The 20,281-nt window shown below is 61.9% G+C and carries 23 protein-coding genes; 22 read left to right on the top strand and 1 reads right to left on the bottom strand.

Going from position 1 to position 20,281, the window contains the following annotated elements; all coding sequences use genetic code 11:
• Window positions 1–90: 90 nt before the first annotated feature.
• The 7 genes from plsX (at window position 91) to OTERR_RS08530 (ending at window position 6,111) form a co-directional block, all read left to right on the top strand.
• Window positions 91–1,149, top strand: a complete 1,059-nt coding sequence (gene plsX / locus OTERR_RS08560; RefSeq protein ID WP_149425475.1) for a phosphate acyltransferase PlsX — start codon at window positions 91–93, stop codon at window positions 1,147–1,149.
• Between the two features lie 2 nt (window positions 1,150–1,151).
• The gene (locus OTERR_RS08555; protein WP_054621002.1) at window positions 1,152–2,111 is read left to right on the top strand and encodes a beta-ketoacyl-ACP synthase III; all 960 of its coding nucleotides are present in this window, start codon (window positions 1,152–1,154) and stop codon (window positions 2,109–2,111) included.
• 35 nt (window positions 2,112–2,146) lie between these two features.
• A complete protein-coding gene (fabD, locus tag OTERR_RS08550) occupies window positions 2,147–3,073 on the top strand; it encodes an ACP S-malonyltransferase (RefSeq protein ID WP_149425474.1) in 927 nt (308 codons plus the stop codon).
• 5 nt (window positions 3,074–3,078) lie between these two features.
• A complete protein-coding gene (gene fabG, locus OTERR_RS08545; RefSeq protein WP_054620855.1) occupies window positions 3,079–3,819 on the top strand; it encodes a 3-oxoacyl-ACP reductase FabG in 741 nt (246 codons plus the stop codon).
• Between the two features lie 111 nt (window positions 3,820–3,930).
• Complete coding sequence (gene acpP / locus OTERR_RS08540) at window positions 3,931–4,167, top strand: acyl carrier protein (RefSeq protein ID WP_054620856.1); 237 nt, start codon at window positions 3,931–3,933, stop codon at window positions 4,165–4,167.
• Between the two features lie 204 nt (window positions 4,168–4,371).
• A complete protein-coding gene (fabF, locus tag OTERR_RS08535) occupies window positions 4,372–5,610 on the top strand; it encodes a beta-ketoacyl-ACP synthase II (protein WP_149425472.1) in 1,239 nt (412 codons plus the stop codon).
• 54 nt (window positions 5,611–5,664) lie between these two features.
• Complete coding sequence (locus tag OTERR_RS08530) at window positions 5,665–6,111, top strand: protein YgfX (RefSeq protein WP_149425471.1); 447 nt, start codon at window positions 5,665–5,667, stop codon at window positions 6,109–6,111.
• Here the strand turns inward: OTERR_RS08530 and nadB are convergent.
• Window positions 6,095–7,690, bottom strand: coding sequence for an L-aspartate oxidase (nadB, locus tag OTERR_RS08525; protein ID WP_054620859.1), 1,596 nt, complete (start codon window positions 7,688–7,690; stop codon window positions 6,095–6,097). The two genes, OTERR_RS08530 and nadB, sit on opposite strands and share 17 nt — an antisense overlap.
• A 308-nt stretch (window positions 7,691–7,998) precedes the next feature.
• Between nadB and rpoE the strand changes: the two genes are divergently transcribed.
• The 15 genes from rpoE to nagZ all read left to right on the top strand — a co-directional run bounded on the left by rpoE (window position 7,999) and on the right by nagZ (window position 20,266).
• On the top strand, window positions 7,999–8,598 hold the full coding sequence (gene rpoE / locus OTERR_RS08520) for an RNA polymerase sigma factor RpoE (protein ID WP_054620860.1): 600 nt from the start codon (window positions 7,999–8,001) through the stop codon (window positions 8,596–8,598).
• Window positions 8,599–8,604: 6 nt separating this feature from the next.
• A complete protein-coding gene (locus OTERR_RS08515; protein ID WP_082396784.1) occupies window positions 8,605–9,168 on the top strand; it encodes a sigma-E factor negative regulatory protein in 564 nt (187 codons plus the stop codon).
• The gene (locus tag OTERR_RS08510) at window positions 9,165–10,130 is read left to right on the top strand and encodes a MucB/RseB C-terminal domain-containing protein (RefSeq protein ID WP_149425470.1); all 966 of its coding nucleotides are present in this window, start codon (window positions 9,165–9,167) and stop codon (window positions 10,128–10,130) included. Before OTERR_RS08515 ends, OTERR_RS08510 begins: the two co-directional genes overlap by 4 nt.
• 17 nt (window positions 10,131–10,147) lie before the next feature.
• Entirely contained in the window at window positions 10,148–10,600 is a 453-nt protein-coding gene (locus OTERR_RS16720) for a SoxR reducing system RseC family protein (RefSeq protein WP_187775199.1), read from the top strand.
• Window positions 10,601–10,686: 86 nt separating this feature from the next.
• Window positions 10,687–12,126, top strand: a complete 1,440-nt coding sequence (locus tag OTERR_RS08500) for a DegQ family serine endoprotease (protein WP_054620862.1) — start codon at window positions 10,687–10,689, stop codon at window positions 12,124–12,126.
• Entirely contained in the window at window positions 12,123–12,386 is a 264-nt protein-coding gene (locus OTERR_RS08495; protein ID WP_149425469.1) for a glutaredoxin family protein, read from the top strand. Before OTERR_RS08500 ends, OTERR_RS08495 begins: the two co-directional genes overlap by 4 nt.
• Before the next feature lie 77 nt (window positions 12,387–12,463).
• The gene (gene lepA, locus OTERR_RS08490; protein WP_149425468.1) at window positions 12,464–14,257 is read left to right on the top strand and encodes a translation elongation factor 4; all 1,794 of its coding nucleotides are present in this window, start codon (window positions 12,464–12,466) and stop codon (window positions 14,255–14,257) included.
• 54 nt (window positions 14,258–14,311) lie between these two features.
• Window positions 14,312–15,100, top strand: a complete 789-nt coding sequence (gene lepB / locus OTERR_RS08485; RefSeq protein ID WP_149425467.1) for a signal peptidase I — start codon at window positions 14,312–14,314, stop codon at window positions 15,098–15,100.
• Window positions 15,101–15,126: 26 nt separating this feature from the next.
• The gene (locus OTERR_RS08480; RefSeq protein WP_149425466.1) at window positions 15,127–15,495 is read left to right on the top strand and encodes a DUF4845 domain-containing protein; all 369 of its coding nucleotides are present in this window, start codon (window positions 15,127–15,129) and stop codon (window positions 15,493–15,495) included.
• A gap of 38 nt (window positions 15,496–15,533) precedes the next feature.
• A complete protein-coding gene (gene rnc / locus OTERR_RS08475; protein WP_246154074.1) occupies window positions 15,534–16,175 on the top strand; it encodes a ribonuclease III in 642 nt (213 codons plus the stop codon).
• 5 nt (window positions 16,176–16,180) lie between these two features.
• Window positions 16,181–17,185: a GTPase Era gene (gene era / locus OTERR_RS08470; RefSeq protein WP_149425465.1), complete on the top strand. Its 1,005-nt coding sequence runs from the start codon at window positions 16,181–16,183 to the stop codon at window positions 17,183–17,185.
• Between the two features lie 55 nt (window positions 17,186–17,240).
• The gene (recO, locus tag OTERR_RS08465) at window positions 17,241–17,954 is read left to right on the top strand and encodes a DNA repair protein RecO (RefSeq protein WP_054620867.1); all 714 of its coding nucleotides are present in this window, start codon (window positions 17,241–17,243) and stop codon (window positions 17,952–17,954) included.
• 22 nt (window positions 17,955–17,976) lie between these two features.
• Complete coding sequence (locus OTERR_RS08460) at window positions 17,977–18,735, top strand: pyridoxine 5'-phosphate synthase (protein WP_054620868.1); 759 nt, start codon at window positions 17,977–17,979, stop codon at window positions 18,733–18,735.
• 21 nt (window positions 18,736–18,756) lie between these two features.
• Entirely contained in the window at window positions 18,757–19,143 is a 387-nt protein-coding gene (gene acpS / locus OTERR_RS08455; RefSeq protein ID WP_054620869.1) for a holo-ACP synthase, read from the top strand.
• A 34-nt stretch (window positions 19,144–19,177) separates the two neighbouring features.
• Window positions 19,178–20,266, top strand: a complete 1,089-nt coding sequence (gene nagZ, locus OTERR_RS08450; RefSeq protein WP_149425464.1) for a beta-N-acetylhexosaminidase — start codon at window positions 19,178–19,180, stop codon at window positions 20,264–20,266.
• Window positions 20,267–20,281 lie beyond the last annotated feature (15 nt).

Raw genomic sequence — 20,281 nt, 5'->3', positions numbered from 1 at the left:
TCCCTCTTTGCTAGAGGGCGCCTGCCTTTTCTTTTGGCGTTGCAACGCCGCTTGCGACGCGACCTCCCTTATTCCGCGCTACCGTCCCTAATGGCTGTCACCCTCGCCATCGATTGCATGGGTGGTGACCATGGCCCCGGCGTTACCGTGCCGGCTGCCCTGGCCTTCGCCCGTCGTTTCCCCGAATCCCGCATCATCCTCGTCGGTCTGGAAGATCGTATCCGCCCCCTATTGTCGGGCGTTGATATCGACTCCGGACGGATTGCCGTGCACCACGCCACCCAGGTGGTGGCCATGGACGAGTCTCCGGCCCTGGCGCTGAAGAACAAGAAAGACTCATCCATGCGGGTCGCCGCCAACCTGGTCAAGTCCGGGGAGGCCGATGCCTGTATCTCCGCTGGCAATACCGGTGCCCTGATGGCGATCTCCCGCTTCGTGCTGAAGATGCTGCCCGGCATTGATCGTCCCGCCATCTGCACGGTGCTGCCAACCACCAAGGGCCACGTCCACGTTCTCGATCTCGGGGCCAACGTTGATTGCGAGGCGGAGCACCTTCTCCAGTTCGGCATCATGGGGGCCATGCTGGTGGCGGCAGTGGAGCACAAGGAGCGCCCCTCTATCGGTCTGCTTAATATCGGTGAAGAGGAAATCAAGGGCAACGAGGTAGTGAAGCAGGCTGCCGAATTGCTGCGAGATTCCGGGCTCAACTTCATCGGTAACGTAGAAGGGGACGGGGTCTACCAGGGCGAGGCCGAAGTGGTCGTCTGCGACGGTTTCGTTGGCAACGTAGCCCTGAAGATTTCCGAGGGCCTGGCCCAAATGCTGGCCTCCTTCCTTAAGCAGGAGTTCAGCCGCTCACCCTTGACCAAGCTGGCCGCCTTGGTGGCCTTGCCGGTACTAAAGCGCTTCAAGAACCGGGTGGATCACCGCCGCTACAACGGGGCCAGCTTGCTCGGGCTGCGGGGGGTGGTGGTGAAGAGCCACGGCTCGGCCGATGCTTTTGCTTTCGGGTGCGCCATTGAGCGCGCTTTCGAGGCTGCCCGCGAAGGGGTTCTGGAGCGCATCGCCAGCCAGGTGGCTGCCTATCAGGCGCAGCGCGCTCCTTCCTTGAACGATTCGAATAACTCTCCAGCACAGGAGACAGCGTGACCATTTACGCCCGCCTTGCCGGCGTGGGCAGCTATCTGCCCCCGGATCGCGTCACCAATGATGACCTGGTTGCCCGGGGCATCGATACCAACGATGAATGGATCGCCACCCGGACCGGCATTCGTGCCCGGCACTTGGCCGCTCCAGATGTCACCTCCAGCCAACTCGGCCTGGAAGCCGCCCGCCGGGCCCTGGAGCACGCCGGTATCGGCGCCGACGAGATCGACCTGCTGATCGTCGCCACATCTACGCCAGACTTCATATTCCCCAGTACTGCCTGCCTGATTCAGTCGGCCCTGGGTAATAAGGGCGCTACTGCGTTCGACGTCCAGGCTGTGTGCAGTGGTTTCGTCTATGCCATGACGATCGCGGAAAAATTCATTCGCTCCGGCAGTCATAAAAAGGCGCTGGTAATCGGTGCCGAAACGTTTTCACGTATCCTCGACTGGAAAGACCGCGGCACCTGCGTGCTTTTTGGCGATGGCGCCGGCGCGGTGGTGATGGAAGCTTCGGCACAGCCGGGAATCCTGGCGACGGCGCTCCATGCCGACGGCAGTCACAGCGATATCCTCAATGTCCCCGGCCAGGTGGTCGGTGGCCAGGTAACCGGTGATCCATTCCTGCGTATGGATGGTCAGGCCGTATTCAAGTTCGCTGTGCGCGTGCTGGCCGAAGTGGCCCGCGAGTGCTGCGAGGCGGCCCAGTTGCCGCCGGATCAGGTGGACTGGCTGGTGCCGCATCAGGCCAATATCCGCATCATTGAAGCGACGGCCAAGAAAATGGGATTGTCCATGGAGCGGGTGGTGACTACGGTGGCCCAGCATGGCAATACTTCTGCCGCCTCTGTCCCCCTTGCGTTGGATGCCGCAGTCAAGGACGGCCGTATCCAGCGCGGGCAGACCGTCATGCTCGAAGGGGTTGGCGGCGGCTTCACCTGGGGTGCGGTACTGCTGCGCTATTGATCCCCTCCTGATTCCATAAAAACAGAGAGATAACCATGGCTTTTGCATTTGTCTTCCCCGGTCAGGGCTCCCAGTCGGTCGGGATGATGGCGGCCTACGGCGAGGCCCCGGTCATCCGGGCGACGTTTGACGAGGCGTCCGCCGCCCTTGGTCAGGATTTGTGGCAGATGGTGGCGGAGGGGCCTGCCGAATTATTGGCCCAGACGGTCAACACCCAGCCCCTGATGCTGACGGCCGGTATCGCCGCATGGCGCTTGTGGCAGGAAAGAGGCGGCAAGACTCCCGCGGTCGTTGCTGGGCACAGCCTGGGTGAATATTCCGCCCTGGTCGCCGCTGGCGTGCTGCAGTTCAAGGATGCCGTGCCCCTGGTGCGCTTGCGCGCCGCGGCCATGCAGGATGCGGTTCCGTTGGGCACCGGTGCCATGGCGGCAATTCTCGGCCTCGACGATGACGGTATTCGCGCCGCCTGCGCCGAAGCGGCCCAGGGTGAGGTGGTTGAACCGGTGAACTTCAATGCTGCCGGCCAGACCGTGATTGCCGGCCACAAAGCAGCTGTCGAGCGTGCTATGGAGGTATGCAAGGCAAAAGGAGCTAAACGGGCCGTAGCGCTGCCTGTCTCGGCCCCGTTTCACTCCTCCTTGATCCGTCCCGCCGCCGACAAGCTCGCGGCTCGCCTGGCCGAGCTTGAGCTGCAGGCCCCGCAGATCCCGGTTATCAATAACGTGGATGTGGCCGTCGAGACTGATCCGGCCAAGATCCGCGACGCCTTGATTCGCCAGGCCTACAACCCGGTACGCTGGGTGGAGACCATTCAGAAAATGGCGGCCATGGGGGTCACGGTAGTGGCTGAGTGCGGCCCCGGTAAAGTACTGGCAGGCCTGACCAAACGTTGCGCCGATGGCGTGAATGGCGTAGCGCTGGCCGATGCGGCCGGCATTGATGCCAACCTCAACCTGGAGTGAGACAGATGCTGCAAGGACAGATTGCCCTGGTCACCGGCGCTTCCCGCGGGATTGGCAAAGCCATTGCCCTGGCCCTGGGCCGCGCCGGAGCCACCGTGATCGGTACGGCGACTACCGCCGACGGTGCCGCCAAGATTGGTGACTATCTCAAGGAAGCCGGTATCGCTGGCCGTGGCGCGCCTCTGGAAGTGCGCGATCAGGCGCAAGTGGATGTCCTGATCGGCGAAATCGAGAAGGAATTCGCACCGATCAGCATTCTTGTGAATAACGCCGGTATCACCCGCGACAACCTCGCCATGCGCATGAAGGACGAGGAGTGGGATGCCGTGATCGATACCAACCTGAAAGCGGTCTTCCGCCTCTCCAAAGCGGTGATGCGTGGCATGATGAAGGCCCGTGCAGGGCGGATCGTGAACGTTACCTCGGTAGTCGGGCACGCAGGAAATCCAGGCCAAGCCAACTACTGTGCCGCTAAGGCCGGGGTGTCGGGCATGACCCGCTCTCTGGCTCGCGAACTGGGGAGCCGCAATATCACGGTGAACTGCGTGGCTCCAGGCTTTATCGATACCGACATGACCAAAGTGTTGGAAGAGAAGCAGAAAGAAGCCTTGGTTGCGAGCATCCCCTTGGGGCGCCTCGGTGCGCCGGAGGATATCGCGGCGGCTGTCCTGTTCCTGGCTTCACCCAGTGCAGCTTATGTCACCGGAACGACCATCCACGTCAACGGTGGAATGCACATGGAATGACATCGGGGCGGCTGTCACACAGGCGATACGTCTGGGATTTGTGGCGGCTGCCGCTTTTGGTAGAATAGAAGAGTTTTGTTTTTACCCGTATCAGGGATAAGGAGCCCCTTAATGGAAAACCTCGAACAGCGCGTTAAGAAGATTGTTGCCGAACAACTCGGTGTGAATGAAGCCGATATCAAGACCGAGTCCTCCTTCGTTGATGATCTGGGCGCCGATTCGCTGGATACCGTCGAGCTCGTGATGGCCCTCGAAGAAGAGTTCGAGTGCGAAATCCCCGACGAAGAAGCTGAAAAGATCACCAACGTCCAGCAGGCGATCGATTACATCCTCGCCAACAAGAAGTAATTCCCCGCGGAATTCCATCGGGCCGGCTTTTTCTTCGGAATCGCCGGCCCGGCTGTATGGGCCTAGTGAATTCCCTAAAGCTTTAGCTTGAGGCATCTCGGATCGCTCGGGCATGCCGGTCAGCATCGACCGGAAAGTGGCTGCAAACCACATCGTCTCGCCCCTGCGGTTTTTCCCCTTTTCCAGACATATCCGGAGCGCACGTTGGCACGCCGTAGAATCGTCATTACCGGCCTGGGGATCGTTTCCCCGGTTGGCAACACCGTCGAGGAAGCCTGGCAGAACATCACCGCCGGCCGCACGGGCATTGGTGCCATCACCAAGTTCGATGCCTCCTCCTTCCCTTCCCGCATTGCTGGCGAAGTCAAGAATTTCGATATCGGCGCCTACCTGTCGCCGAAAGAAGCACGCCGCATGGATACCTTCATCCATTTCGGCATGGCTGCTGGCATCCAGGCGATTCGCGATGCCGGCCTTGAAGACAGCCCGCTCGATATGGAGCGCATTGGCGTATCCATTGGCTCTGGTATCGGTGGCCTGCCCCTGATCGAGCAGACCCACGACGAATACCTAGCTGGTGGTGTCCGCAAGGTCACCCCCTTCTTCGTTCCCGGTTCGATCATCAACATGATCTCCGGCAACCTGTCGATCATGTATGGCTACAAGGGGCCGAATATTGCCCTGGTAACGGCTTGTACCACCGGCACCCACTCCATCGGTGAAGCGGCGCGCATCATCGAATATGGCGATGCCGATGTAATGATTGCCGGCGGGGCGGAGTCCACGGTTTCTCCCTTGGGGGTCGGTGGCTTCTGTGCTGCTCGTGCCCTGTCGACCCGCAACGACGATCCCGCGACGGCCAGCCGCCCCTGGGACAAGGATCGCGATGGCTTCGTGCTCGGCGAGGGGGCTGGGGTTTTGGTGCTGGAAGAGTACGAGCACGCAAAGGCTCGTGGCGCCAAGATCTACGCTGAGCTGGTCGGCTACGGCCGCAGTGCCGATGCTTACCACATGACCCAGCCAGTCGAGAGCGGTGAAGGCGCTGCCCGTTGTATGGTGAATGCCCTCAAGAATGCCGGACTGAACCCCTCGGATGTCCAGTACGTCAATGCCCACGGCACATCCACGCCCTTGGGCGACCTGGCGGAAACTCAGGCGGTCAAGCGCTGCTTCGGTGAGGCGGCGAAATCCCTGGTGGTTAGTTCGACGAAGTCCATGACCGGTCACCTGTTGGGTGCCGCGGGGGGGATTGAGGCGGTGTTCTCCACGCTGGCGGTACACCAGCAGATCGCTCCTCCCACCATCAACCTTGCTTCCGCAAGCGAGGGCTGCGATCTCGACTACTGCGCCAACGAAGCCCGTTCCATGCGTATCGATGTGGCCCTCTCCAACTCCTTCGGGTTTGGCGGGACCAACGGTACCCTGGCGTTCAAGCGTATCTGAGGTTGGTGGGTGCGGCTGCCGCGGCAACTGCACCCACGCCCTTCCCGAATCGGGATGGGGTTACTTGTCGGGCTTCATCTGCTTGCGCTGTTTGCCATCGCCGTATCTGCATTTGCCGGTACGGCGATTTTCATTTGTCTGCTCGGCGTAACACTACTGGTGATTTCGTTTGCCTGGAGCATCTGGGCGTTAAAGCGTGCCCCACAAGGTATTCGCCTTGGGCGCGGCGGCGGACTGCAGGTGATCCTGAAAAATGAGACAGCATGGCGCCACGCACAATTGCTGGCCGATACGACGGTATGGGAGTTTGCAGTGGTGCTGCGCTTTCGGCTGGACGGAGGAGGGGAGGAGGGGCTTCCGGAGCGCTGGGCGCGCACCCTGCTCGTTGCCAAGGATAGTCTCCCCACCGACGATTGGCGTGCCCTATGTGTATGGCTGCGCTGGCGGGAGGGGGCTAAGCGCCATTCCCATCCCGCCGCTGACGTCAGCGACTCGCCCTGAATGCTCGCGGCCGGGCACCGGGCAGAACGGTGTTGCGGGGGCGGGGGAGGGTATTGGGGTAGTCCCGGCTGAAGTGCAGTCCACGGCTCTCCTTACGCTTCAGCGCGCAGCGCACAATCAGATCGGCGGTGACCACCAGATTGCGCAACTCCAACAGATCATGACTCACCCGGAAATTCGAATAGAACTCGTTAATTTCCCGGGCCAGCAGCCGTATGCGGTGCTGGGCGCGCTTCAGTCGCTTGGTGGTACGAACGATGCCCACGTAATCCCACATGAAGCGACGCAACTCGTCCCAGTTGTGCGAGATGACGATTTCTTCGTCAGCATCGGTGACCGCGCTTTCGTCCCAGGCGGGAAGGGGCGGAATGGGCGGAGCTTCCTGGCCGAGAATGTCGTCACAGGCGGCTTCCGAAAAGACGATGCATTCGAGCAGCGAGTTGGAAGCAAGTCGGTTGGCCCCGTGCAGCCCAGTGCAGGCTGACTCCCCTGCCGCATAGAGTCCTGGGACGTCCGTGCGCGCCTTGAGGTCAGTCATGATGCCGCCGCAGGTATAGTGGGCAGCCGGAACGACCGGGATCGGTTCCCTAGAAATGTCGATGCCCAGTTCCAGACAGCGCGCGTAGATGTTGGGGAAGTGGGTCTGGAGAAATTCCACCGGTTTGTGGGAAATGTCCAGATAAACGCAATCCAGGCCCCGCTTCTTCATCTCGAAGTCGATGGCGCGGGCCACGATGTCCCGCGGGGCCAACTCGGCCCGTGGGTCGTGGGCAAGCATGAAACGGGTGCCGTCAGGCAGGCGCAGCAGGCCGCCTTCACCCCGGACCGCCTCGGAAATGAGGAAGGATTTGGCTTGGGGGTGGTACAGGCAGGTCGGATGGAATTGGATGAATTCCATGTTTCCTATCCGGCAGCCAGCCCGGTGAGCCATGGCAATGCCATCGCCGGTAGAAGTATCAGGGTTGGTGGTGTAGAGATATACCTTGCCCGCACCACCTGCAGCGATGAGTGTGAAGGGGGCCGCAACAGTGACGACATGCCCCGAGCGTGAATCCAGCACGTAGGCGCCGTAACAGCGGTTATCGCCAAAGCCCAGCTTGGCACCAGTGATCACATCGATGGCGATGTGATGCTCAAGAACCGTGATGTTCGGGTGCTGCCGTACTTTGTGGGTCAAGGTGTCCTGGACCGCGGCACCCGTAGCGTCGTTGACGTGAATGACACGGCGGTGGCTGTGGCCGCCTTCCCGGGTCAAGTGGTAGCCCTTGTCGCCCTTGGTGAAAGGTACGCCTTGTTCGATCAGCCATTCGATGGCGCGCCGTCCATTCTCGACGACGAATCGGGTAGCGGCCGGGTCATTGAGATGGGCGCCGGCATCGAAAGTGTCGTGGATGTGCGCTTCGATCGAGTCCTGATTGTCCAGGACAGCAGCGATGCCACCTTGAGCCCAACCTGAGGCGCTATCTTCCAGTCCCCTTTTGCTGATTAGGCCGACTTTTTTGTGTTTGGCGAGCCGCAAAGCGGCAGATTGACCGGCCAGACCGCTGCCGATGATGAGTACGTCGAAATTCAAGGTCACTGTGTGTTTCCCCGAAACTGCCCAGACGGCAGTCCTGAACGAGAGTCCGCGCACTATAGCGCCGGGGGGAGCGGGGTGCAATGAATCGGAGTGCCAGATCAGCCTTGGAGCTGGTGCGGCATCGGGTTGCTGACCCCTGAAAAGGCTGAACTATTTGCCAAAATAGGCTGTCACATTTGCGACTCCTGCAAATCGCTTGGCGGAACGACGTTTCCTTGGTGCGGCAGTAGGTGCTTGTGGGGTGCAGTGATGATATATACTGCGCCAAAACCCTATAAGACCGACCCCTCACCTCCCAATCGAAAAGCATGAGCAATCGCGAAGTTGACCAAGTGTTGGTTGAGCGGGCTCAAGCCGGCGACAAACACGCTTTTGAGTTGCTGGTAGCCAAATACCAGCGCAAATTGGCGCGATTGTTGTCTCGCTTCATCCGCGACCCTGCCGAGGTGGAAGACGTGACGCAAGAGGCTTTTATTAAGGCCTACAGGGCTTTGCCGGCGTTTCGGGGGGATAGCGCGTTTTATACGTGGCTTTATCGCATTGGCATAAATACGGCTAAAAATTACCTAGTGGCCCAAGGGCGACGTGCGCCTACTTCGACGGAATTCGATTCGGAAGAAGCCGAAACCTTCGAGGATGGCGACCAGCTTCGGGACATCAATACGCCCGACGCCCTGCTTCTATCCAAGCAAATCGGCGAGACCGTCAACTCCGCAATGGAGGCGCTGCCTGAAGAGCTCCGTACAGCAATAGTGCTGCGTGAGATCGAAGGGCTGTCCTACGAGGACATCGCCAAAATCATGGATTGCCCGATCGGCACGGTTCGCTCCCGCATTTTCAGAGCCCGGGAGGCGGTAGCCGCCAAGCTGCGGCCGTTGCTCGATACAGCACCGGATAGAAGATGGTAGTTCGCCATGCAACAACAATCCCTTCTCGAAGTTTCCCTCCTGATCGATTCCGAGTATGAAGGGGACGCAGCCCGGGTATTGATGGGACGCTTGGGCAATCCTTCCGAAGAGCGGATGCGCTGGATGCTCTATCACCTGATCGGTGATTACCTGCGGGGGGAGTGTGCTAACTCAGGTCGTTGTGATGCCTTCATGGCACGCTTTTCCCAACGACTAAAAAACGAACCTGTCGTTCTTGTTGGCAGCAAAGACTCACTGCAAGCAGGTCGGCATGTCCCGTTTGAAGCCCCTGCTGAATCCTTGCAGAATTCGCCTCTGCTCCTGGTAGCAGCGGTTGCTGGCATCGTCGCGGTAGGCTTGGCAACACTATCGTTGAGTCCCAATAGCCGACAGGATTTTTCTGCCCTGTCTGCGCCGGCGCGAGACGTTTCTCCGCTGCCATCAACGGTGGCGCAAGAGTACTTGCTGGTCCACGAGGGCGCCGCCCGCACCATATCATTGCAGGGCTTGACCCCTTCAACCCGGGGCTTGGTCGTGGGCACTTCGTTCCGTGGGGAAATCCTGAAATGAAGCGAGCAGTCCGGCTGCTTCTAGTGCTGCTGGTCTGCTCGCTCCAGAATGTGGCCAGTGCCGACACGGCGCCCGTTGACTGGCTGAAGCGCATGGTCCAGGCCAATGCAAGCCTGGACTACAGTGGCACTTTCATCTATCAGAGTGGCAACACTTCTGAATCTTCGCGCATTGTTCACGGCGTGGACAACGGACGCGAAATGGAATGGATCGAAGTGCTTGACGGCCCCCCCAGGGAAGTCTTGCGCAAAAACGATGAAGTGCGTGCGTTTCTTCCGGGTGAGAAAAGGGTTGTTGTCGAAAACCGCTCAGGCGGACGAGGTTTTCCTGGCAAAGTCACAGTGGCTCCGGAGCTGCTGCTCGATTACTACACCCTCAAGGTCGGTGCGGGAGAGCGCATTGCGGGACACGAGGCACGGTTGCTGGTTCTTGAGCCCAGGGATACCTTGCGCTTCGGCCATCGCTTCTGGATCGAGGCAAATAACGCCCTGCTGCTCAAGGCCCAAGTGGTCGATGGGAGGGGGCAGATTATCGAGCAATTCTCGTTCACCCAGTTGTCCATCGGTAGCCCCATCGATTTCGAGGCAATCAAAGGGCGCTGGCAGCAACCTTTAGCGGGGTGGCAAGTGGATAACCTGCTTCCCGGGGAGGTTCTAACCAGTACAACTGGATGGGGGTTGCGCCGCCAGGTTGCTGGATTCCACAAAATATCCGAATGGCGCCGCCGCTTGGGGGATACGGAAGGAAGTGTCCTGCACCTATTGTTTTCCGACGGTGTCGCCGCCATCTCGGTATTCATTGCGCCAGTCGCTAAGACGCGTCCGATCCGTTCCGTAACCTCCAGCCAAGGCGGAGTTTCGATGCATGTACGCCAAATGTCTGATCACGTGATTACTGCCGTGGGTGAGGCGCCTCCGGCGACCGTACGGAAAATTGCGGATAGCCTGGAATTGAAGAGATAAGTTGGAGCCTGTCGTCTGTGATTGAGCTTAATGCGGTTGTGACTGCTGTCGAGAATGGCTATGTCGTTGTTGAAGCGGCTTCTCAGGGATGTGGCCGCTGCCACGAACCTGGAGGATGCGGTGGAGTCTCGTTGGGGGCCATGTTATGTTCCTCACCCCGCCAGCTTCGGGTCCGAAATGGTTTAACGCTGCCGGTGCATGTCGGGGACTCCATCGATATTGGAGTGGCCGATGGCGTCCTCCGCCGCGGCGCCCTGGCTGCCTATGTAGCACCGTTGGCCGGCTTGCTCGCAGGGGCCTTGTTGGGCGGAATGATCGGAGAGACGTGGGCGGTTGCGGGGAGTCTGGCGGGCCTGGGTGTGGCCTGGTGGGCAACGAAGCAATTCCGCAAAAAAGCTGAAGATGGGGCCGGTGAATTGGTTATCGTGCGCCACCATCCGTCTCGTATTCCAAGGGAAGGCTTAGGCTGAGTCTGCTCGGTATGTCCAGAGCGGGATCACGTCCCGCTTGCCGGCATTTATGGCATTTTTTTCAGGCATTGCAACGAGAGGTCTACATGCGTTCGCTTATGCGCTTTTTCGCTATTGCACTTTTTTCATGTGTTTCTCCCTTGGTTGCCGCCCAGGGGGTAAAGGGGCTCCCCGACTTCACTGAACTGGTCGAGCGCCAGGGGCCGGCGGTGGTGAACGTCAGCACCACCCAGGTCGTGCGGACCAATCGAGCGACACCACAGTTGCCCTTCGATGAAGACGATCCGATGTTCGACTTCTTCCGGCGCTTCATGCCGCCGGGGGCGCGCCCCGGAACGCCGCGCGAATTCGAAAGCCGCTCCCTCGGCTCGGGGTTTCTCATCAGTTCCGATGGCTACATCCTGACCAACGCCCACGTCGTCGATGCCGCGGATGAGATTTCCATCAAGCTCAGCGACAAGCGCGAATTCAAGGCCAAGGTAATCGGTGCTGACAAACGCACCGATGTCGCCCTGCTCAAGATTGAGGCCAGCGGCTTGCCAGCTGTGAAGCTTGGCGATCCCAACCAGATGAAGGTCGGCGAGTGGGTGGTGGCGATCGGCTCCCCCTTTGGCTTCGACAGCACGGTGACTGCCGGAATCGTGTCCGCCAAGGGGCGCTCCCTGCCGCAGGAGAATTTCGTCCCCTTCATCCAGACCGATGTCGCGATCAATCCGGGGAATTCCGGCGGCCCCTTGTTCAACATGAAAGGTGAAGTGGTTGGGATCAATTCCCAGATTTACAGCCGTTCAGGGGGGTTCATGGGGATTTCGTTTGCTATCCCCATCGATGTCGCCATGGACGTCCAGAACCAACTGCGCCAATACGGCAAGGTCAGCCGTGGACGCATTGGCGTGGTGATCCAGGAGGTCACCAAGGAACTGGCAGACTCGTTCGGCCTCGCCCGGGCCGGTGGCGCCCTGGTCAATGCGGTCGAGCCGGGCGGCCCTGCTGACAAGGCGGGGCTTCAGGCGGGTGACGTGATCTTGCGCTTTGATGGCAAGCAGGTGCTCAATTCTGCCGACCTGCCGCGCATCGTCGGCAATGCCAAGCCTGGTAGCCGCATTCCCTTGCAGGTGTGGCGCAAAGGCTCCTCCCGGGATCTTGTGATTACCGTGGCCGAGATGCAGGAAGAAACCAAGGGGGCGCGCAAGGACAGCCGCCGCGGCAGCAAGCCCGAACCTGCTGTGAATCGCCTCGGCTTGGTTCTATCCGAGCTTACGGCCGAGCAGAAGCGTGAGCTGAAGGTTACGGGGGGGCTGGTCATCGACGAACTGCGGGGTTCGGCCAGTCGCTCCGATCTTCGCCAGGGTGACGTAGTGCTAGCGGTAATCGAGCGCGGCGTTACCACGGAATTGCGTTCGGTAGAGCAGTTCAACCGCATCCTGGCGCAAGTGGAAAAGAACGCCAATGTAACCCTGCTGGTGCGTCGTGGTGACATTCAGACCTTCGTTACCCTGAAGGCCAATGGAGCAGCCAAGGAATGACCCACTCGCAGCAAGGAAAGGTGCGCTTGCGCCTGCTCGGGCGTACCTATTGCCACCTGTGCCACGACATGGAGGAGGCCTTGGCGCCCATCCTCGACGAGTTCGGCATCGAGATGGAGGTGATCGACGTGGATCAGGACCTGGATTTAGAGGAAAGTTGGGGGGAACTGGTGCCAGTGCTGCTGCACGGCGACACCGAGTTGTGCCACTACTTTCTCGATGAGCCCCGTGTCCGTGATTATTTAGGCCGGATCGGCTAAAATCCTGGCTTTCCGGGATTTACCAAGGGTGCTCAGCGGTATCACTGGCACCCTTTTTTACTTGTTAAGCGCCCTGCATGAAGCATATCCGCAACTTTTCCATCATCGCCCACATCGACCACGGTAAATCCACCCTGGCGGACCGCATCATCCACCTCTGCGGCGGCCTGTCCGACCGGGAAATGGAGGCCCAGGTGCTCGATTCCATGGACCTGGAGCGGGAGCGGGGCATCACCATCAAGGCCCAGACCGCGGCGCTGCACTACAAGGCCCGGGACGGCCAGGTGTACAACCTCAACCTGATCGATACCCCGGGGCACGTGGACTTCTCCTACGAAGTGTCTCGCTCCCTGGCCGCCTGCGAAGGCGCTCTGCTGGTGGTGGATGCCTCCCAGGGCGTGGAAGCCCAGACCGTGGCCAACTGCTACACCGCCATCGAGCAGGGGGTAGAAGTGGTGCCGGTGCTGAACAAGATCGACCTGCCGTCCGCCGAACCGGACAACGCCAAGCAGGAGATCGAGGACGTGATCGGCATCGACGCCACCGACGCGGTACTGGCCTCGGCCAAGACCGGCCTGGGCGTCGAGGACATTCTGGAACGGGTGATCGAGCGCATTCCCCCGCCCAAGGGCGACATCGACGCGCCGTTCAAGGCGCTGATCGTCGACTCTTGGTTCGACAACTACGTTGGCGTGGTGATGCTGGTGCGGGTGGTGGACGGGGTGCTCAAGCCCAAGGACACCCTCCTGCTCATGTCCAACGGCGCCAAGCACCTGTGCGAGCAGGTCGGTGTATTCACGCCCAAGTCTCAGGTCCGGGATAGTCTCAAGGCGGGGGAGGTGGGGTTCATCATCTCCGGCATCAAGGAACTGAAGTCCGCCAAGGTCGGCGACACCGTCACCGTGGCCGCACGGCCTGCTACCGAACCGCTGCCCGGCTTCAAGGAAATCAAGCCCCAGGTGTTCGCTGGCCTGTATCCGGTGGAAGCCAACCAGTACGACGCCCTGCGCGACTCCCTGGAAAAGCTGCGCCTGAACGACGCCTCCCTGCAATTCGAGCCGGAAGTCTCCCAGGCCCTGGGCTTCGGCTTCCGCTGCGGCTTCCTTGGTCTGCTGCACATGGAGATCGTCCAGGAGCGCCTGGAGCGGGAATTCGACATGGACCTAATCACCACCGCGCCGACGGTGGTGTACCAAGTGGTGCTCAAGGATGGCAGCGAGATCTTCGTCGAGAACCCGTCCAAGCTGCCCGACGTGGGCAAGTTCGAAGAGATCCGTGAGCCGATCATCACCACCACCATCTTCGTCCCCGAGGATTACCTGGGCGCGGTGATGACCCTGTGCAACGCCAAGCGTGGCTCCCAGGTGGACATGCGCTACCACGGCCGCCAGGTGCAGCTGATCTACGACATGCCCATGAACGAAGTGGTGATGGACTTCTTCGACAAGCTCAAGTCCGTCTCCCGGGGCTACGCCTCCCTGGACTACGACTTCAAGGAATACCGGGCCGCAAACCTAGTGAAGATGGATATCCTCATCAACGGCGACAAGGTGGATGCCCTGTCCCTGATCGTCCATCGGGACAACGCCCAGTACCGGGGCCGCGAACTGGCCGCCAAGATGCGCGAACTGATCCCGCGCCAGATGTTCGATGTGGCCATCCAGGCCGCCATCGGCTCGAACATCATCGCCCGGGAAACGGTCAAGGCCATGCGCAAGGACGTGCTGGCCAAGTGCTACGGCGGCGACATCAGCCGGAAGAAGAAGCTGCTGGAAAAGCAGAAGGCCGGTAAGCGCCGCATGAAGCAGATCGGTACCGTGGAAGTGCCCCAGGAAGCCTTCCTGGCAGTGCTGCGTGTCGATGGCAAGTAAGCGCCTTTTGTTCCTCCCGATTTCGTTGTTTATTCGTGTTTTGGAGCCGGTTGCGTGAATTTCGCACTCATCCTCTTTGTTCTAGTCGTGGCAACCGGCCTGATCTGGCTGACCGATGTCCTGGTGTTTCGCAAACGTCGCCAGCCAGGCGCGCCGGAACCGTTGTGGGTCGAGTACGGCGCCGGCTTCTTTCCGGTCATCCTGGTGGTGTTCGTGCTGCGCTCCTTTGTTGCCGAACCCTTCAAGATCCCTTCCGGGTCGATGATCCCGACCCTGCAAATCGGTGATTTCATCCTGGTGAACAAATTCACCTACGGAATTCGCCTCCCGGTCATCAACGAAAAAATCATCCCAATCAACGACCCCAAGACGGGGGATGTAATCGTTTTTCGCTACCCGGAAGATCCCAGCCTCGACTACATCAAGCGAGTGGTCGGTGTCCCCGGTGACAAGGTGGCCTATCAGGACAAGCGCCTGACCATCAACGGCAAGCCGGTAGAGGTCAAGCCCTTGCCCGACTACCTGCACAGCGACCGACTGTACTATTCCCAGCACTTCGAAGAGACCCTGGGAGGCGTGACCCACCAGATCCTCAACGATGCCGATGCCCCGGTTTTCATCCCCGATCCCATCCAGTTCGCCGGTCGCGATGATTGTCTCTACAATAATTCCGGTGTGATCTGCACGGTGCCGCCGGGCCATTATTTCGTCATGGGCGACAACCGGGACAACAGCCGTGACAGTCGCATCTGGGGCTTCGTCCCGGACAAGAACATCGTCGGCAAAGCCTTCTTCATCTGGTGGAATTTCGGCGAGTTCAGCCGGATCGGCAGCTTCAAATGATCAGGAAAAACCTTCGGGAGAGCGCGATGAAATACCAGCGTGGCGTCAGCCTCAGCGGCTTGTTGATCGTCAGCTTCATCATTGTGGTGGTATTCGTGTTCGGCATGAAAGTGGTGCCGGCGGTGATTGAGTACTACACCATCGTCAAGAACATCAAGGCCGTGGCCAATAGTTCTGATAGCGCCACTACGGTGGCTGACGTCCGCAAATCCTTTGATCGCCGCGCCGAGGTTGACGACATCAAGTCGATCTCCAGCGCCGATCTGGACGTCAGCAAAGATCGCAACCGGATCGTGATCTCCTTCGAGTACGAAAAGCGCATCCGCCTCGGAGGGCCGGTCAGCCTGCTGATCGACTTCCAGGGCTCCTCCGCGGCCAAGGAGAAAGGCGAATAGTGGCTGGCTCTCTCGGCCTGGCGCCTTTGCAGCGGAGTTTGGGCCATACGTTTACCGATCAGGGCCTGTTGCAGGCGGCGCTGACTCACCGCAGCTACGGGACACCCCATAACGAACGCCTCGAATTCATCGGCGACGGTCTGCTCAACAGCATCGTCGCTTTGCAGCTCTACCAGCGTTTTCCGCACCTCCCGGAAGGTGACCTTTCCCGTCTGCGGGCCAATCTGGTCCGCCAGGACACCTTGCACCAACTGGCCCTGAAGCTCGACTTGGGGCGATACCTGCTGCTTGGCGAAGGGGAGCTCAAAAGTGGCGGTCACCAGCGGCCCTCCATCCTGGCCGATGCCTTGGAGGCCTTGTTCGGTGCCACCTACCTGGATGCTGGATTCGAGGCAGTGGTCGGCGTTGTGACTACCCTGTTCGCACCGCTGATCGCCGCCATCGATCCGGCCAAGCCGATGAAGGACCCCAAGACCCGCCTGCAGGAATGGCTTCAGGCGCGGCGCAAACCGCTGCCGACCTATGTCATGAGCGGCACCGAAGGGGACGCCCATGTTCAGGAATTCATCGTGGCTTGCGAAATCCAAGCCTGTAACCTAACAACTCAGGGCCGTGGCACCAGCCGTCGGGCTGCCGAGCAACAGGCCGCCGAAGCGGCACTGCGCGCCCTTGAAAAGTGAACGAGATGACCAACGACACCACCGGCCACGATGATGGCCACGACCTCCCCGACTTCGACTTCGACGCTGGCGCCGACGCCACTGGCCCGGCCAACGCCGCCGACTACCGCTCCGGCTACGTGGCCATCGTTGGCCGCCCCAACGTGGGCAAGTCGACCCTGCTGAACCGCCTAGTGGGCGAAAAAATCAGCATCGTCTCGCGCAAGGCCCAGACCACGCGGCACCGCATCACCGGCATCCTCACCGACGAGGCGAAGGGCCGCCAAGCCCAATTCGTCTTCGTCGACACCCCGGGCTTTCAGACCAAGTACTCCAACGCCCTCAACCGGGCCATGAACCGGGGGGTGACTCAAGCCCTCAACGACGTGGACGTGGTGGTGATGGTGGTCGAGGCCGGTCGCTACGGCGCCGCCGACCAGCAGGTGGTGCGCCTGTTGCCCGAAGGCAAGCCCGTGGTGCTGGTGGTCAACAAGATCGACCGCATCGCCGACAAGACGACGCTACTGCCGTTCCTTGCCGAACTCGGCCAGGCCCGCTCCTGGGCCGCCGTGGTGCCGGTATCGGCCGCCAAGGGCAAGCAGACTCAGGAATTGCTCGGCGAGATCCGCAAGCATCTACCCAACGAGGGTCTGCTCTTCCCCGAGGACGAACTGACCGACAAGAGCGAACGCTTCCTGGCCGCCGAATACATCCGCGAAAAGCTGTTCCGCCTGCTCGGCGACGAGCTGCCCTACGGCGCCACGGTGGAGATCGAGAAATTCGAGGTGGAGCCGGGCAAGGGACACCAAGGGCCGCTGCGCCGCATCCACGCGGCCATCGTAGTGGATCGGGATAGCCATAAGCCGATGGTCATCGGCAAAGGCGGCGAGACCCTCAAACGCATCGCCACCGAGGCCCGCCAGGATATGGAGCGCCTGTTCGACGGCAAGGTGTACCTGGAAGTGTGGGTCAAGGTGAAGTCCGGCTGGACCGATGACGACCGCCTGCTGCGCAGCCTGGGCTACGAATAATCCCCGGCGGCCCGCATCCCCGCACTGACACCTTCACCGCTTCCTGCTCAGCACCGTGCACCGCGGCAAAGTCGACGGCCAGCCCGCCTTCATCCTGCATACCTATCCGTTTCGGGAAACCAGCCTGATCGTCGAGGCGTTTTCCCGGGATTACGGCCGGGTCGCCCTGGTGGCCCGGGGGGCGCGGCGGCCCCGCTCGCCGATCCGCGGCCTGCTGATGGCCTTCCAGCCGGTGGAGTTGGCCTGGTCGGGCAAGGGCGAGGTACTCACCCTGATGAAGGCCGAATGGGTCGGCGGGCAGCCCCTGCTCGGCGGCCACGCACTCTTCTGCGGCTACTATCTCAACGAACTGCTGCTCAACCTGCTGCCCCGGGAAGATCCCCACGAGGGGCTGTTCATGGTCTACGCCCAGACCCTGCGCCGCTTTGCCGATGGGGTGCTGGAGGCCGACCTGCGCCGCTTCGAGAAGGCTCTGCTGCAGGAGCTTGGCTACGGCCTGTGGCTCACCGAGGACGCCGACGGCCAGCCGGTGATGGAAGAGGGCTGGTACGCCTACGAGATCGAGCGCGGCCCGGTGCGGCTGGCGCGGCAAGGGCAATCGCCCCTGTGCATCAGCGGCCGCGCCTTGCTGGCCCTGGCCCGGGACGATTTTGCCGAACCCCGGCTGCTGGCCGAGGCCAAACAATTGATGCGGGCCCTGATGGCCCACTACCTGGGCGGGGAAACTCTGGAAACCCGCCGTATTTTCAAGGAACTGCAGGAGCTTTGAGATGGGCAGAGAGGTTAGCGGCATGATCGAACTGGGGGTCAACATCGACCACGTGGCCACCCTGCGCCAGGCCCGGCGCACTTACGAGCCGGACCCGCTGTGGGCCGCCGTGGAAGCCCACCTGGGCGGCGCCGACGGCATCACCGTGCACCTGCGCGAAGACCGCCGCCACATCAACGACGATGACGTGCGCCGCCTCAAGGAAAGCACCCAGATCAAGCTCAACCTCGAGATGGCGGCCACCGACGAGATGGTCGAGATCGCCCGGCGCATCAAGCCCGAAATGGCGATGCTGGTGCCCGAAGGCCGCCACGAGGTGACTACCGAAGGCGGCCTGGACGTGGCCGCCCAGGAAGCCCGGCTGAAGGACGTGGTGGCCCGCCTGGCCGACGCCGGCATCGTCACCAGCGTCTTCATCGACGCCGAACTGCGCCAGGTGGAAGCCGCCGAGCGCATCGGTGCCCGAGTCTGCGAACTGCATACCGGCCCCTATGCCCACGCCTTCCACAACGCCGGCCGCGATGCGGAAGCCCCGGCGGTGCTGGCCGAGATCGACAAGATCGCCCTGGCCGGCGAGGCCATCCGCGCCTTCGGCATGCGTTTCAACGCCGGCCACGCCCTCAACTACTACAACGTCCAGCCCATCGCCCGCCTGCCCGGCGTGCGCGAGCTGCACATCGGCCACGCCATCGTCAGCCGCGCCGTGTTCGTCGGCCTGCGCGAGGCGGTGCGTGAAATGAAGACCCTGATCCGCGAGGGCGCCGCCGTCGGCAGCGTCTAACGGATCTCAAAGGAGGGCGCCATGATCTACGGCATCGGTACTGACATCGTCGCCATCGCCCGGCTGGAGCGCATGTATGCGCGCCACGGCGAAAAGGCCCTGGAGCGCCTGCTGGCCCCGAGCGAGATCGCCGAGTTCCACAAGGCTGGCGACGCAGGGCGCTTTCTCGCCAAGCGCTTCGCCGCCAAGGAAGCCTTCGCCAAGGCCCTCGGCACCGGGGTGCGCCATCCCGCCGGTCTCAACGACATCGCTGTGGGCCACGACGCCCTGGGCAAGCCCATCCTGGTTTATTCCCGGGCCTTGGGCGAGCACATGGCCGCCAGCCGCCTGGCCGCCCACCTGACCCTGTCCGACGAGAAGGAGTACGCCGTGGCCTTCGTCGTCATCGAATGCATTGCCTCGCGCTGACAGCGCGTCCCTGCCACTCTTTTTCGACTGCTCCATGTCCACGTTCCAGCCCAGCATCCCGACCTCCGCCCCCCTCGGCCCCGTGATGATCGACGTGGTGGGCACCCGCCTCAGCGACGACGATCGCCGCCGCCTGGCCCATCCCCTGGTGGGCGGGGTGATCCTGTTCACCCGCAACTTCCGCGACGTCGAACAGTTGTGCGAACTCACCGCCGCCATCCGCGCCGTGCGCCCCCTGCCCATCGCCGTGGACCACGAGGGCGGCCGGGTACAGCGCTTCCGCGACGGCTTCACCCGGCTGCCGGCCATGGCCCGCCTGGGCGAAGCCTGGGGCCGCGATCCACACCAGGCCCGGCTCGACGCCGAGGCCGTGGGTTACGTGCTGGCCAGCGAACTGCGGGCTTGCGGCGTCGATTTCTCCTTCGCCCCGGTGCTCGACCTCGATTGGGGCCGCAGCGGCGTGGTCGGCGAGCGCGCCTTCCACCGGGATCCGGCGGTGGTGGCCGAACTGGCTGGCGCCCTGATCGCCGGCCTCAAGGCGGCGGGCATGGCCGGCGGCTGCGGCAAGCACTTCCCCGGCCACGGTTGGGCCGAGGCCGATTCCCACGTGGCCATGCCCCGGGACGAGCGCAGCCTCGTCGAAATCATGGCCGCCGACCTGGCGCCCTACCGGACCCTGGACCTGGCCGCGGTGATGCCCGCCCACGTGGTCTACCCCCAGGTGGACGACCGCCCGGCGGGCTTCTCGCCGGTCTGGCACGGCCTGCTGCGCCGCGAGTTCGGCCAAGGTGGCCGAGGCTTTAACGGCATCGTCTTCAGCGACGACCTGTCCATGGAAGGGGCCAGCGTCGCCGGCGACGTGGTGGCCCGGGCCGAGGCGGCCTACGGCGCCGGCTGCGACATGCTTTTGGTATGTAACAAGCCCGAGACGGTGGACGACCTGCTCGCCCGTTGGCACCCGGCGCTGCGCCCGGAAAGCACCGCCCGGCTGTCCATCCTCTGGCCCCATTGCGCCGCGCCTACCTGGGCCGGGCTAGTGGACGATCCGGTCTACCAGGCCGCCCGAGTCCGCATCGACGCCCTGGCGGTCCACGCCCCCCAGCCGGCAGCCGTCCGGGCCTGAACCTGCTCGCCCTCA

Source organism: Oryzomicrobium terrae (genome assembly GCF_008274805.1).
GTDB lineage: Bacteria > Pseudomonadota > Gammaproteobacteria > Burkholderiales > Rhodocyclaceae > Oryzomicrobium > Oryzomicrobium terrae.
The sequence above is the reverse complement of the archived record's forward strand: the minus strand, read 5'-3'. Positions and strand labels throughout refer to the sequence as shown.